This window comes from Luteibacter sp. OK325 (assembly GCF_003050935.1).
Classification (GTDB): domain Bacteria; phylum Pseudomonadota; class Gammaproteobacteria; order Xanthomonadales; family Rhodanobacteraceae; genus Luteibacter.
Genome location: NZ_QAOX01000013.1, coordinates 52,242 through 66,248, shown reverse-complemented (window position 1 = coordinate 66,248; position 14,007 = coordinate 52,242). Strand labels below are relative to the sequence as shown.

13 protein-coding genes are annotated in these 14,007 nt (G+C 65.6%); 4 read left to right on the top strand and 9 right to left on the bottom strand.

Features of this window, described 5'->3' with window-relative positions; all coding sequences use genetic code 11:
* Positions 1-23 precede the first annotated feature (23 nt).
* From C8J98_RS20745 to rph, 6 genes are all read right to left on the bottom strand, one after another.
* Complete coding sequence (locus C8J98_RS20745) at positions 24-371, bottom strand: PilZ domain-containing protein (RefSeq protein WP_107915648.1); 348 nt, start codon at positions 369-371, stop codon at positions 24-26.
* A complete protein-coding gene (locus tag C8J98_RS20740; RefSeq protein ID WP_199229977.1) occupies positions 368-2,686 on the bottom strand; it encodes a DUF1631 family protein in 2,319 nt (772 codons plus the stop codon). The genes C8J98_RS20745 and C8J98_RS20740 overlap by 4 nt, the downstream gene beginning before the upstream one ends.
* 131 nt (positions 2,687-2,817) lie before the next feature.
* Positions 2,818-3,975 (bottom strand): radical SAM family heme chaperone HemW, encoded by a 1,158-nt coding sequence (gene hemW / locus C8J98_RS20735; RefSeq protein WP_107915643.1) that lies wholly within the window; start codon positions 3,973-3,975, stop codon positions 2,818-2,820.
* The gene (gene rdgB / locus C8J98_RS20730) at positions 3,972-4,565 is read right to left on the bottom strand and encodes an RdgB/HAM1 family non-canonical purine NTP pyrophosphatase (protein ID WP_107915641.1); all 594 of its coding nucleotides are present in this window, start codon (positions 4,563-4,565) and stop codon (positions 3,972-3,974) included. The genes hemW and rdgB overlap by 4 nt, the downstream gene beginning before the upstream one ends.
* A gap of 4 nt (positions 4,566-4,569) precedes the next feature.
* Positions 4,570-5,082 carry an N-acetyltransferase gene (locus tag C8J98_RS20725; RefSeq protein WP_107915639.1) on the bottom strand — a complete coding sequence of 171 codons (513 nt, stop codon included), beginning with the start codon at positions 5,080-5,082 and terminating at the stop codon, positions 4,570-4,572.
* On the bottom strand, positions 5,079-5,810 hold the full coding sequence (gene rph / locus C8J98_RS20720; RefSeq protein ID WP_107915637.1) for a ribonuclease PH: 732 nt from the start codon (positions 5,808-5,810) through the stop codon (positions 5,079-5,081). The genes C8J98_RS20725 and rph overlap by 4 nt, the downstream gene beginning before the upstream one ends.
* A gap of 75 nt (positions 5,811-5,885) precedes the next feature.
* On the opposite strand from rph, the gene C8J98_RS20715 reads away from it, so the two are divergent.
* Complete coding sequence (locus C8J98_RS20715) at positions 5,886-6,749, top strand: YicC/YloC family endoribonuclease (RefSeq protein WP_107915635.1); 864 nt, start codon at positions 5,886-5,888, stop codon at positions 6,747-6,749.
* Positions 6,750-6,764: 15 nt separating this feature from the next.
* On the opposite strand, the gene C8J98_RS20710 is transcribed toward C8J98_RS20715, so the two are convergent.
* Positions 6,765-7,388, bottom strand: a complete 624-nt coding sequence (locus tag C8J98_RS20710; RefSeq protein ID WP_107915633.1) for a phosphatase PAP2 family protein — start codon at positions 7,386-7,388, stop codon at positions 6,765-6,767.
* Positions 7,389-7,492: 104 nt separating this feature from the next.
* On the opposite strand from C8J98_RS20710, the gene C8J98_RS20705 reads away from it, so the two are divergent.
* The gene (locus C8J98_RS20705; protein ID WP_107915631.1) at positions 7,493-8,419 is read left to right on the top strand and encodes a M14 family metallocarboxypeptidase; all 927 of its coding nucleotides are present in this window, start codon (positions 7,493-7,495) and stop codon (positions 8,417-8,419) included.
* Between the two features lie 41 nt (positions 8,420-8,460).
* On the opposite strand, the gene C8J98_RS20700 is transcribed toward C8J98_RS20705, so the two are convergent.
* Entirely contained in the window at positions 8,461-9,636 is a 1,176-nt protein-coding gene (locus tag C8J98_RS20700; RefSeq protein ID WP_158272771.1) for a glycosyltransferase, read from the bottom strand.
* Between the two features lie 466 nt (positions 9,637-10,102).
* On the opposite strand from C8J98_RS20700, the gene C8J98_RS20695 reads away from it, so the two are divergent.
* Both C8J98_RS20695 and C8J98_RS20690 read left to right on the top strand, forming a co-directional pair.
* Positions 10,103-12,268: a penicillin acylase family protein gene (locus tag C8J98_RS20695; RefSeq protein WP_233260326.1), complete on the top strand. Its 2,166-nt coding sequence runs from the start codon at positions 10,103-10,105 to the stop codon at positions 12,266-12,268.
* 17 nt (positions 12,269-12,285) lie between these two features.
* Positions 12,286-13,641, top strand: a complete 1,356-nt coding sequence (locus tag C8J98_RS20690) for an amidohydrolase family protein (RefSeq protein ID WP_107915625.1) — start codon at positions 12,286-12,288, stop codon at positions 13,639-13,641.
* Here C8J98_RS20690 and C8J98_RS20685 read toward each other — a convergent pair.
* Positions 13,635-13,901, bottom strand: coding sequence for a hypothetical protein (locus C8J98_RS20685; protein WP_107915623.1), 267 nt, complete (start codon positions 13,899-13,901; stop codon positions 13,635-13,637). The two genes, C8J98_RS20690 and C8J98_RS20685, sit on opposite strands and share 7 nt — an antisense overlap.
* Positions 13,902-14,007: the final 106 nt, after the last annotated feature.

Here is a 14,007-nt window from a genome sequence, read left to right as displayed (position 1 = left end):
AAAGCATGGTCGCGACCTCCCGTTCAGTCCGGCGGCGGACCGATCCACTCGTCGATGGCGCGAACATCGTCGTCGCTGGCGGCCACGATGCGGTAGCCGGCCCAGAATTGCCCGGCGGAGGCGGCAGGTTCGTGCCACTGCTCCTGGATGCCGATCTCGACACGGTGCTCGCGGTGCTGCGCGTCCGGCAGCATGAAGCTGACCTGGTGCACGGCACCGCTGCGTGGGGCCTGCGTCGCCAACACCATCATGCCCGTGGCGGAAAGATTGCCGAGCTGTCCGATGACGCGTTCGGTCATGCCGTCCACGATGGGCATGGGCGAGGTGACCCGCTTGCGCGGCGCGCGACGTTGTTCGAATTCGCGGCTCATGCGTTGCCCGCCATGCGTGTGTCACGCAGACCGTCGCGACGCAGGCTGCGCGCCACGGCCTGCCAGGCGCGGTCGATGAAGGAGATCCGCTGTTCGCGCCACTCGCGGGCTTCGCCGGTCGCGATAAGCCGGGCCAGGCGCGTGAGGTCGATGTCGTCGGCGCGGCTGCCGCGCTGGTTGACGAACAGGCAGCGCCCCGTGGTCGGCGAGAACCAGGCCAGCTTGCGCCGGCTGGTGGTGCCGTCGGTGTGGATGAATTCGAACCAGGTGCCGAAGCGCAGCGTGGCGAAGCCGTCGTAGACGGCACGCGCGGCGGAATCGAGCGCCGTGGGTTCGACCGGCGCCACCGCCTCGCCGTGCGCGGTGCCTTCGCCCAGCCGCGGACGCTGTTTCAGGCGCAAGGCGACATCGGTCGGCGTGAGTGCGTCGTCGGTCTGCTTTGCCGGGGTTTCGAACAGGCCCGCCGCCACTTGGGCGGCCTCGGACGGATGCATGCCCAGGTGCTCGAGACCACGCTCGACCTCCACCCGCAGCTTCTGCACGTCGGCAATGGGCCGGCGACCGAGCAACTGGTCGGTCACGCCCAGGCAGTGAAGGAAGGCCTCACCGGTCTCGCCGCCACGGAGAATATGCAGGGCGAGCACATCGGCCCAGGTCCGCTCGAGCAGGATGCGCAGGACACCACGTGGCGCCGCGCCCGCGCCAAGCCGCTCGCCCATGATCTCGGTGGCACGCTGGCGTGCGCGCTCGAGGCGGTCACGGCCTTCCATCGCCTCGATCTGCCTGCGCTCGGCGACGTGCGCCTTACGCGACAGCTGGGTGATCTGTTGCTCGATCTCCGAACGCCATGCCGGATCGATCACCTGCGCGTGGCTGGCTTCGACCACGAGGCGTTCGAGGCGGTCGACCAGTGCCGCATCCGGCTCGCCTTCGGCCGGATCGAGCCAGTGGTGTGCGGCCTCACTGACGGTATCGAGCAACTGGCGTGCGGGATGTTCGGGGCGGTCGAAGAAGCCACGATCGTTGACGGCCGCGCGCAGCATCGGCCACTGCAGGCCGCCCAGTACGGCGCGACCCGGGCTGGCGACGCCAAGCTGGTGGCCGAGGTTCTGGAACAGCATGGCCGTGAGCTCCACCGTGTCGCCCTGCTCGAGCGTGAGCTCGGCAGGCGGCGAACCGGCGGGCCGGCCGCGGTTGAGCTGGTTGAGCAATTCGTCGCGCAACGACTGGGCGCTGCGGATCTCCCGCTGCGCGGCGTCCGCCACTTCGGATACGTGGCCCTGCAGGGCGAACAGGGCGGTCTGCAACTCGTCTTCGGAAACCAGTCGATCGGGGGCGAAACCAGCGCCGCGACCCTGGCCGGCGACGCGATTGGCCAGCAGGTCGCGCAGGCTTTCGAGCACGCCGATGTGACCCTCGCTGGTCGCCGTGACGGGCGCGGCGTCGTGACCACCGCTGCCACTTCCGCCAGCACCACCAGCGCCACCGCCACCGCCACCGCCACCGCCACCGGCGCCAGCGTAGCCGCCGGAGCCACCACCACCGCCGCCAGCGCCACCACCGCCAGCGGCCGAAGCGTCTCCCGCTCGGCCGCGACGGTCGGCGGCCGGTGGCGTGGAGACGCGGACATTGGGATAAACGCGGAAGCCCGGAAGGATGCCGCGCGTCCGGTAATGCTCGTTGAGCGCGCCGTAGAACGCCTCGCTATGGCCGAGCACGTGGGTGTCGACGGCCTGGAACAGCAGCAGGCGATGTGCACTGCTCAGCGGCAAGGGCGCAACCGCCGCCTCCAGCGCGCCGGTGAGCGCACGCGGACCAGCTGGCAACGCGTCACCCTCCAGGGGTGGCGTCCCGGCGAGCACGGCCATGCGGTAACCCAGTTCGAACAGGCTGCTGGCACTGCGCGCTTCGCCGCGTGCAGCCATGCTGGTCAGCGCATCGGTCTGTTCCTGTTCCTCGGGATCCACCAGGCTCAGGTTCATGCCCAGGGTGAGGTGGTCGCCCGTGGTCGACTTGCTCTCGGTATTTTCGCCAAGGTGACGGAAGCGATCGGAGAGATGGGCGGCGAAACGGTTACGGAAGGCCGGTCCCTCGCGCTCGACGATGTTCCGGCAATCGAAACATTCCTGCTGCTCGAGGTGATTGCGGGTGCTCTCGGCCGTGGCGAACAAGCGTTGGCTGAAGTCGCGCAGGGATTCCCGCAGCGGCATATCCAGCCATGTCAGGCACAGCGACAGGCCCTGCTGCGCCTCGCGCTCCGCGCGTGGCGACAAAGCAACGGGGCCCTGACCCATTCTGCCGTGTGGGGGCTGCATGCCTGCGCTCATTCGATTGGTTTCTCCCCTGCCTGGGGTCGAGTTTAGGCGTCCGCACCCTATGGGCGCCAGCGGGTGACCGGCGGGCTTACGGCTTAGGGCTTATGGACTAGGAGCGGAAACGGCAGCAATCAGGCCATGAAGGCTTCGATGACATTGTTGAGGAAGCGTTGACCCAGCGGCGTGGTGCGCAGGACAGTGGGGTCGTCCACCAACCAGCCGCGTGCGATGCAGGTCGCCCGGGCCGGGGCGATGGTGGCTGCGGCAAGACCGGTCCGCTCGGCAAAGTCAGCCGCGGGTACGCCGTCGATCAGGCGCAGGGCGTTGAGCATGTACTCGAAAGGCAAGTCGTCGCCGCCAACGAGGGTATCGCCGCCGATCCGGCCCGGCTGGCCCGACGAGGCGAGGTAAGCGGCGGGCAGGCGGGTCTTCCAGCGGCGATGCACCCCGGCGGCATCGGTGATCTTGCCGTGCGCGCCCGCGCCGATGCCAAGGTAGTCACCGAAGCGCCAGTAGTTGAGGTTGTGCGCGCACCGGCGACCGGGCGCAGCATAGGCCGAGACTTCGTACTGCCCGTAGCCACCGGCGGCCAGGCTCGCTTCGCAGGCTTCCTGGATGGCCCATGCCGCGTCGTCGTCGGGCAGAGGCGGCGGGTTCGCGGCAAAGGCCGTATTCGGTTCCAGCGTGAGCTGGTAGTGCGAGATATGCGTGGGTGACAGCGCCATGGCCCGTCGTACGTCGTCCAGCGCGCCGTCGAGCGTCTGTTCGGGCAAGGCGTACATCAGGTCGATATTGATGTTGTCGATGCCGGCATCCCGGGCCTGGCGCACGGCGTCTTCCGCCTCGTGGGCGGAGTGGATGCGGCCCAGCCGGTGGAGCTTGTCGTTGTCGAAACTCTGCACGCCGAACGAAATGCGATTCACGCCGGCGGCGAGATAGCCGTCGAATCGTCCGTGCTCGACGGTGCCGGGGTTCGTCTCCAGGGTGATTTCCGCGTTGGAGGCGAAGACCAGGCGCCGCCGGGCGCCGTCGAGGAAACGACCGACCAGCTCCGGGGCGAACAGACTCGGCGTGCCGCCACCGAAGAACACCGTTTCAACAGGCCGGCCGCCAATGGCCTCGCCGAAATCACGCAGGTCCGCGTCGAGGTCCGCGAGGAGTACGTCCACGTACTCGGCATAGGCGGGTGTGCCGCGTACGCCGTGCGAGTTGAAGTCGCAGTACGGGCATTTGCGCACGCACCACGGCATGTGGACATAGAGCGACAGCGGTGGCGGGACGAGAGTCATGACAGCTCGGCGAAGCGGGCCTTGAGCACTTCCAGCGCCTGGCCGCGATGGCTGAGGCGGTTCTTCAGGGCCGGGTCCAGTTCGGCGGCGCCGAGTGCGTGGCCGTCGGGAAGGAATAGCGGGTCGTAGCCGAAACCGCCTGCGCCACGGGGTGCCTCGAGGATACGCCCGTGCCAGCGACCCTCGGCGACCAGCGGTGCCGGATCGTCGGCGTGGCGCAGTACCACGAGCACGGCGATGAAGTAGGCGCTGCGTTTTTCCGTCGGCACGCCGGCGAGCTCGTGCAGCAGCTTGGCATTATTCGCCGCACTGTCGCCGTGCTTGCCCGCGTAGCGCGCGGCATACAGCCCGGGTGCGCCACCGAGGGCGTCGACACAGATGCCCGAGTCGTCGGCCAGCGCGGGCATGCCGGTGGCACGCGCGGCGTGGCGCGCCTTGATCAGCGCGTTCTCGACGAAGGTCAGGCCGGTTTCCTCGGCGTCGCTCACGCCAAGGGCGGTTTGCGGTACCAGCTGCACACCGCTACCGGCGAGCAGCTGCTCCAGCTCGACGACCTTGCCCGCATTACCGGAAGCCAGTACGAGACGCATCGGCTCAAAGCCCCTCGGCCGCGAACTCGGGCGCGTAGTCCACGCGACCGCGATAGCCGGCCAGGCCATCGATCGTGAGCGGCAGCACCTGGAAGGCGTTGCCGCCTTCATAGGCATCGCGCAGGTCGTGCGCGGATGCCTTGGCGAAGCCGAACTGGGTGTAATACGCCGGCGAACCAAGGACGAAGACGGCGCGTGCGTCCTGCACGAAGCAGGCACCGATGCCTTCCTCGACCAGGTCGTGGCCGATGCCCTGGCGCTGGTGATCCGGATGGACGGCGACCGGCGACAGGCCGAGCGACTTGCCGTCGTCGCCTTCTTCGATGGTCACCGGCGAGAACAGCACGTGGCCGAGCACGGTGTCTTCCTCGTCCACGGCCACCAGCGAGATCGAGGCGCGTCCGGCGGCGACCAGACGGCGGACCAGATCGGCCTCGGCATCGCGGCCGAAGGCGGCACGATGAACCTCGACGATGGCATCGAGATCGTCGGGCGTGGCCGCGCGTACCTCGGTCACGGGGCGCTCTCCAGCGCGGCGCGCTGGGCGATCACCAGCTCGTCGATACCCTTGGCGGCCAGGTCCATCAGGGCATTCATCTCGTCGCGGCGGAAGGCGTGGCCCTCGGCGGTGCCCTGCACCTCGATGAAACCACCGCCGTCGTTCATCACCACGTTCATGTCGGTGTCGCAGTTGGAATCCTCGGCGTAGTCGAGGTCGAGCACTGGCACGCCGTTATAGATGCCCACGGAGACCGCCGCGATGGCGCCGAGAATGGGGTTGCGCTTGATGGCATTGCGCTTGGTCAGCGTGGCCACGGCATCCACGAGCGCCACGTAGGCGCCGGTGATGGCCGCCGTGCGGGTGCCGCCGTCGGCCTGGATCACGTCGCAGTCCAGGGTGATGACCCGCTCGCCCAGGGCGGCGCGGTCCACGCAGGCGCGCAGGGAGCGGCCGATCAGACGCTGGATCTCCATGGTGCGACCGCCCTGGCCGCCGCGCGCGGCTTCACGCTGGGTGCGGTCGGTGGTGGCGCGGGGCAGCATGCCGTACTCGGCCGTGACCCAGCCCTCGCCCTTGCCGCGAAGCCACGGCGGAACGCGCTCTTCGACCGAGGCTGTGCACAGCACCTTGGTGTCGCCAAAGGACACCAGAACGGAACCTTCCGCATGGCGGGTGTAGTGGCGTTCGATGCTGACGGCGCGCAGCTGGTCGGCGGCGCGGCCGCTCGGACGGGAAAAAGTCATGGATAACCTGATTTGGGCGCGGACGGTGGGTCAGTTTACCATTGCGGTCTTTCCCGCCGCGCAAGCGAGCCATCCATGATCCGCAGCATGACCGCTTACGCCTCCGCCGAGAGCGCTGGCCCCACCGGCACCCTCACCTGCGAACTGCGCACCGTGAACCACCGCTACCTCGAGATCAGCCCCCGGCTGCCCGAGGAGCTGCGCAGCTTCGAAAGCACCCTGCGCGAGCGCATCGGCGCCCATCTGTCGCGCGGCAAGGTCGATCTCACCGTGCGCCTGCGCAGCGAAGCCGGCTCCAGCGAGGGCCTGCAGGTCAACAACCAGATGCTGGCGCGCCTGTCCGAGCTGGCGCTGGACCTCGAACATCGCTTCCCGCGCATGTCCATCGAGTTCACCGAGCTGCTCCGCTTCCCCGGTGTGCTGCGCCAGGCGGAAACGGACGCCGATGCCCTGCAGGTGGCCCTGATCGAGGTGCTCGACCGTGCCCTGGTCACCCTCAACGACACCCGCGGCCGCGAAGGCACCAAGCTGGGCGAGCTGCTGATCGAGCGTCTGAACGGCATCGAGAAGATCGTTGGCGACGTCCGCGGCTGGCTGCCCGAGATCCAGGCCGCCCTGCGCCTGCGCCTCGAAGGACGCCTGGCCGATATCCGCCAGCCGGCCGACCCGGGCCGTCTCGAGCAGGAACTGGTGCTGCAGATCACCCGCATCGACGTGGACGAAGAGCTCGACCGCCTGGCCACCCACATCTCCGAAGCCCGCCGCGTGCTCGCGCTGAAGGAGCCGGTCGGCCGCCGCCTGGACTTCCTCATGCAGGAGTTCAACCGCGAGGCGAATACGCTGGGCTCGAAGTCCGTCGACTCGCGTACCACGAACGCCGCGGTCGAGCTCAAGGTGTTGATCGAGCAGATGCGCGAGCAGGTTCAGAACATCGAGTGACGGCCGGCAAGCCGCCTAGTCGAAGTGCTTGATGAAGCCCACCTGGAAGCCACCCGGCAACAGACTGAGGATGAAGGGTGAATTCCGGTGCGAGGCCCAGATACCGAAGCCGGTGCCGATCGCGGCGCCGGCCAGGACGTCGGTTTGCCAGTGGCCCCGGGTCTTCATGCGCGCGACCATGTCGTAGGCAGGCAGCAGGGCGAGGGCGTAGACCATCGGGTGATCCTCGCCGTAGTGGACGATGAACGGCGTAACGGCCGCCGATATGAGGGTCACTTCGCCACTCGGGAAGCTGTTGTTCTTCTTGCCGCTGGAAAAGAATTTGTCCGGGTCATCCGTCTCGGAAGGGCGCTGTCGCCGGAAGCCCAGCTTGAGCACGTCCGTTGTGGCGCTAGCCAGAACGACCGAATCCACCGAGCGCCAGAGTGTGTCGCCGAACTCGTCGTTGTCGCCCAGCAGCAGCGCCCCGCCGATGATGGTCACGGCGGTTCCGGTGGCGAGGATCTTCTGGTTGCTGCGTTTCCAGATGCCGCTGTTGTCGTAGTGGAGTCGATGATCGATGCCGAGCGGTCCACCGCCTGCGAAGGCCGGGGCCGATACGGCCAGCGCGCACAGGCATGCCCACGTTCGTAGTGCCATGGCCCCACCTCCTCCTAGCGGCGGCCGGCATGCCGCCAAGGTCTGAGGTTAAGCCGCAATGCTTATGAATACCTGATCTTCCGAAAATGTTTACTATCCGGCTCATGACCACGCCATCTTCGTACCCCATCGGCATGCCCGGACAACCCTGGGGCGCTGCTGAAGTCGCCAACTGGCGTTCGCGCCAGGTGAAGAGCCGCAGCTATGCAGTCGACGTCATGACGGCGATCGATGCGCTGCGTGATCGCTTCGACGTCTCTGAATACGGCGTACTTGACTACGCGGAGGGGAAATATCCCTTGCTCGCGATCCGCAGCCGGGGTTGGCGCGATGACCTTCCCGTCCTGCTGGTGACCGGCGGCGTGCACGGTTACGAGACCAGTGGCGTCGAAGGGGCGCTGCAGTTCGTGCGCGACCACGCCGGCGACTACGCCGGCCGCGCCAACCTGCTGGTGTTGCCATGCATCAGTCCCTGGGCCTACGAACGTATCCAGCGCTGGAATCCGGATGCGATCGATCCGAACCGCAATTTCCGCGAAGGCAGTCCGGCCGCCGAGTCGGCTGCGCTGGTGAATCTGCTCGCGCCACTGGTCGACAAGGTGCTGGTGCACATCGACCTGCACGAAACCACCGATTCGGACGAGTCGGAGTTTCGTCCGGCGGTGGCGGCGCGTGACGGCAAGGAATACGAGCCGGGCGAGATTCCCGATGGCTTCTACCTGGTCGACGATACCTTTAACCGCCAACCGGAATTCCAGGAAACGATCATCGAGGCCGTCGCCAAGGTCACGCATATCGCTCCAGCGGACGAACACCACGAGATCATCGGCTCGCCGGTCGTCGCGCATGGCGTGATCGAGTACGACCTGAAGAAGCTGGGCTTGTGCGCCGGCATCACCAACGCGCGTTACGTCACGACCACCGAGGTCTATCCGGACAGCCCACGCGCCACGTCGCGGCAGTGCAACGAAGCGCAGGTGGCGGCAGTACGGGCGGCGTTCGATTACGCGTTGGCGTATCCGGAAGACTGAGTATCAACAACGACCGCGCCTTCCTCGCGTCGACGCGCTAGTCAGTTCCGCTGATAGCCGGAGGTCGCCGGGCGGTGGGACGTCGGAACCCTGGGACGACCTTTCATTACGTCACTCTCTATTCGTCGGAGCACCTCGCGTCCGTTGCGAGCGAAAGCTCCGGCACCCATCGTGCGCTCCACGTAGGCCTTCGCGTTCTCACCAAGGATTGTCAGCATGTCCGGGTGGGCGGTGAGCCCACGCGTTGCCGCTACGAGACCGCTGACGATGTCGCCTTCGAGCAGTACGCCGGTGCGTCCCGGCTGGATGCTTCGGCGAAGTTCGCCGACCGGCGTGGCGACGACCGGAAGGCCTGCCGCCATGGCTTCGTGAGCCGCGATGCACATGCCTTCATAGACGGACGGTTGAACGTAAAGATGCAGGCTGCGCAGGTAAGCGGGCATATCAGAGACCCAGCCCATCAGCCTGACTTTCTCCCTTAAATCCAGGGACGAAATCAGGCTTTGCAGCTCGGCACGGAGTGGTCCGTCACCTGCGATCGAAACCTCTATTCTGGAGTAGGCTTCCGGGTCGTCGCGGCGAAGTCGATCCACTGCGCGGATAAGAAGATCGTAGTTCTTTTGGGGATGCAGACGTCCGGAGCTGCCAATGCGCAGCGGCCCGGTCCCGTCCCAGCGGGGAAGAGGTATTTCTGAAGACGTCGGGCTGAAGAGTGGCCAGCTGGCGATCCTGCCTTGTTCGACGCCCATCGACTCCTGCAGGTACTCCGCGACATCCTGCGAGTCGGCGATCCACAAGTGGCTCGAACGCTGCGACCTGCGGATGTGTGGCTTGACGTCGGCACTGTGCTTCCAACTCACGACGGGAACACCGAACATCGCGCCGACCATCTGGCCGACCCGCGTCGCGTGGCTTAGCGAGGTCCAGATCAGATCGGGCGGTGACGCCCGAACCACTTTCGCGTACCTGTAAATACAGGCGAGCTTCGTAGCCTTTCGTTCGGACATCAATGTGTAAGGGATGCCCGCCTTGATCAGTCGTGGCTCGGCCAGGCGGTCGCGAGGCTCGCAGACAAAGACGTGGAGTTCGTGACCGAGATCCCGGATCACGTTGACGATATCGGGAATGACGAACTCGGCGCCGCCGCCCTCGAGACTCGTAACAAGGTAATGGATTCGCATTTTGCATCCTCGATTTCTTGAGGTAACTGAGTACAACCTGATCGCATGTCTGCTCGTCAGCGCAGAGCCCTTGGTCGCGAATCAATCCACCACGTGCAGCCTGATGGTGCGAACGTACGCTCTGTTGGTTTCGTGCAGGTTTCGTTTGACGAGAACTTCGTAGCGATCCTGTTCCGTGTCGATGTCTCCGACATCTATAGACGAGGACATGGGGCGGGTTCTTTCGCTAAGCCGGAACTAAGCCGACCGGAAGCTGTGTCGTGCAAGCCTTGTGGGCGACGCACTGCAATGCGGCCACGACGGTGGCAATTGCTTCACCGATATGAAGTAGAGATGTCCACGATGGATGGTCGAACTTAACTCGTGAGAAGTTTCGCAAGGCTATCCACCGGCAGCTCCGGTGGTTGCCGAATTTCGATCGCGATAAGTTCCGCCAGACCGGTTAGGATCGTGATTCGTTCAGGGGAAATGATCGATGCCCGCTCACCGTCGGATCACGCTGATGCTCTTTCTGGGCGCGATATGTGCCCTGTCCTCCGTCCATGCCGAAGAGGGCGACGCCCTGCGGTGGAACCGCGAAGCACAGGCCGTCACGGTGCAGCGCGATAACTGGGGCATCGCACACGTCCACGGACATACCGATGCCGATGCGGTGTTCGGCATGGCATATACCCAGGCCGAAGACGACTTCAACCGCGTCGAGACCAATTACCTGACCTCGCTCGGACGCACAGCCGAGGCCGAGGGCGAATCGGCCATCTGGCAGGATCTGCGGCAGAGGCTTTTCATCGACCCGGCGCAACTTCAGGGCTTGTACTCGCGCAGTCCGCGTTGGTTGAAGTCGTTGATGGACGCCTGGGCCGACGGTCTCAACTACTACCTGGCCACGCATCCGAACGTGCATCCGCGGGTGATAACTCATTTCGAGCCGTGGATGGCGCTGAGCTTCAGCGAAGGCAGCATCGGTGGCGATATCGAGCGGGTTTCGACTAAGGGTCTGCAAGCGTTCTATGGCAAGGATCCGCAAGGCGCGCTAGCCCAGTTCACGCCGCCTTCCAGTTGGGAAGAGCCGACCGGTTCGAACGGCATCGCCATCGCACCGAAGCTCACGGCCGATGGTCACGCGCTGCTGCTCATCAACCCGCACACCTCCTTCTTCTTCCGCTCCGAGCTGCAGATGTCGAGCGATGATGGCCTCGATGCTTACGGCGCCGTGACCTGGGGGCAGTTCTTCATCTACCAGGGTTTCAACAAGCACATCGGCTGGATGCACACCTCGACCGGCGCGGATGTCGTCGATGAATTTGCCGAGACCATCGTGCAGAAGGACGGAAAGCCGTTTTATCGGTATGGCAAGGAACTTCGCCCGATAACCTCGCGCGAGATCGTCGTGCCGTACCGCGCCGCCGATGGCACGCGGGCGGTGCGAACCTTCACGGTGTATGCCACGCACCATGGCCCGGTCGTGCGTACCGAGGGCGACAAGTGGATCGCGGTCGCGCTGATGAACAAGCCGTTGGAGGCCTTGCAGCAGAGCTGGCTGCGGACCACGGCGAACGACTACGCGGCTTATATGAAGGTGGCTGAGTTCAAGGCGAACTCCTCGAACAACACGATCTACGCGGATGACAAGGGCAATATTGCGTACCTGCATCCACAGTTCATCCCGAACCGCGACAACCGCTTCGACTATACGAAGCCGGTCGACGGCAGTGACCCGGCGACCGACTGGAAAGGCCTCCTGCCGCTGGACAAGGCGCCGCATCTGTTCAACCCACCAACCGGCTGGATCTTCAATACGAACGACTGGCCGTATTCGGCGGCAGGTCCCGACAGTCCGAAGCAGGCAGACTTTCCGAGATACATGGACGCCGTTGGCGAGAATCCCCGGGGTCTGCACGCGACGCGGGTCCTCACAGGGCGCCACGAATTCACGCTTGCCTCGTTGATCGATGCCGCCTTCGATCCCTATTTGCCAGCGTTCGCACGGCAGCTCCCGATCCTCATCGGGGACTACGATGCGCTGCCGCCGACCGATCCGATGAAGCGCAAGCTCGCCGGCCCCATCGCCTTGCTGCGAACCTGGGACTATCGTTGGGGCATCACCTCGATGCCAACCTCGCTGGCGGTGTTCTGGGGTGACATCCTCTGGGACAAGGCCAGCAAGCTGGATACGCAGGAGGGACTCTCGGTGTACGACGTGATGGCCGAGAAAGCCGGACCGCAAGTGCGCCTGAATGCACTGGTCGAAGCCGCTGACCGTCTCGAGCACGACTTCGGCAGCTGGGGCGTGCCCTGGGGTGAAGTGAACCGCTTCCAGCGTATCGACGGCGCCATCGTGCAACCCTTCGACGACGCGAAGCCCAGCATCCCGGTACCGTTTACCTCGTCGCGATGGGGCTCGCTGGCCTCGTTCGGCGCGCACCGCTGGCCGGGAACGAAGCGTTACTACGGGACGAGTGGAAACAGTTTCGTTGCGGTGGTGGAGTTCGGCGAGAAGGTGCACGCGCGGGCGATCACGGCGGGTGGCGAAAGTGGCGATGCGTCATCGAAGCATTTCAACGACGAAGCAGAGCGGTACACCACCGGCAACCTGCGGACCGTGTACTTCTGGCCCGAGGAACTGCAGGGGCACGTCGAGTGGACCTATCATCCGGGACAGCCATGAATCGAACAGGGGGCGGCATGACCAAGCTGGCAGGGTGGAGCAGGGCGTTCGCGCTCGCAGGTTGTATCGCTGTGGTGGGCGGCGCGTCGGCGGTGGAGTCGTCGGCCACGTCGAAGCCTGCGGACCACGCGTGGCTGCTCAAGGGCGACCGCGTGTTCGACGCACGCAGCGAACAGGCGCATGCGGGTTGGGTCGTACTCGTGCAGGGCGACAAGATCGTCGCGGTCGGCCCGGCGGCTAGTGTCGCCATCCCGGCGGGCACGCAGACCATCGATCTGCCCGGCATGACGGTCCTGCCCGGCCTCATCGACGCGCACTCGCATATTTTCCTTCACCCTTATAACGAGACGCCCTGGAACGACCAGGTGCTCAAGGAAACGCTGGCCTTCCGCACCGTGGAGGCCGTGAAGCACGCCAACGATACCCTCATGGCCGGTTTCACCGCCTTGCGTGACCTCGGCACCGAGGGCGCGGGTTACGCGGATGTGGACGTACAGCGCGCTATCGACAAAGGCGTGATTCCAGGGCCGCATCTGTTCGTCGCCACGCGCGCCACCATCGCCGCGCACTGCTATGGGCCCGGTCCCTTGGGCTTCCGCGATGACATGGACATGCCGCAAGGTGGCATCCCGGTGAGTGGCGCGGCGCAGATGCTCGACGCCGTGCGCGACCAGGCGGCCCACGGCGCGGACTGGATCAAGCTCTATGCCGACTACCACTGCGGCAAAGCCAAGGGCTCGGTGCCGACGTTCACCGAAGAAGAACTGAAGGTGGCGGTGGACGCGGCGCATGCCATGGGCCTCCCCGTGGCCGTGCACTCGACCACGGCCGAAGGCATGCGCCGCTCGGTGCTTGCTGGTGTCGACACCATCGAACACGGCTACGACGGCACGCCGGAGGTCTTCGCATTGATGAAGCAGCACGGTGTCGCGTATATGCCGACGCTAGAAGCCAGCGCGGCTACGTCCGAGTACTTCGGTGGCTGGAAGCCTGGCGATCCGCCGACGGAGTCCATGCAGAAAGCCGCGCACGCGTTCAAGCTGGCCATGGATGCCGGGGTGACCATCGGCAACGGCAGCGACGTCGGCGTGTTCACCCACGGCGATAACTACAAGGAACTCGTCTGGATGGTGGGCGACGGCATGTCCCCGGCTCGCGCACTGCTCGCCGCCACCGCAGTCGACGCGAAAGTGCTACGCCAGCAGGATCACATCGGCCAGCTGAAAGCGGGGCTCGACGCCGACATCGTTGCCGTACCCGGCAACCCCGCGCAGGACATTGCCACACTCGCCCACGTCGCCTTCGTCATGAAGGGTGGGGTCATTTACAAGCAGTCCGAACCAGCGGGAAGGCCGCCGTCATCGAATCAATAGACGTCCGCTGTCTCGCGACCGCTCGGCTTGGCATCGATTGGGTCCGATTCCGACTCTTCGCGCTGCTCCGGTCCCGGCTCGCCATCGGCGAGCGGGACATCGATTAACTCGCCAGGGCGGCGTCCCCAGGTGCCTTCGGCCGTATCGTAGTAGCCGGGTGACCAGTTGTGGCGGCGGGCGTTCTCCATATCGCGAAGCGTGTCGAACTGCACGCGGTAGGGATAGGAATCAGAGGAACCGTTGGGATTGTCGATGCGCATGACCAATGCCTCGAACTGCGCGAACACGAAGCTGGTGGGCGAGCCGGAACTCGCATTCCCGCCCGTCGCGAACTGCCGCGCAGGCGAGGGTGTCACTTGGGTCCGG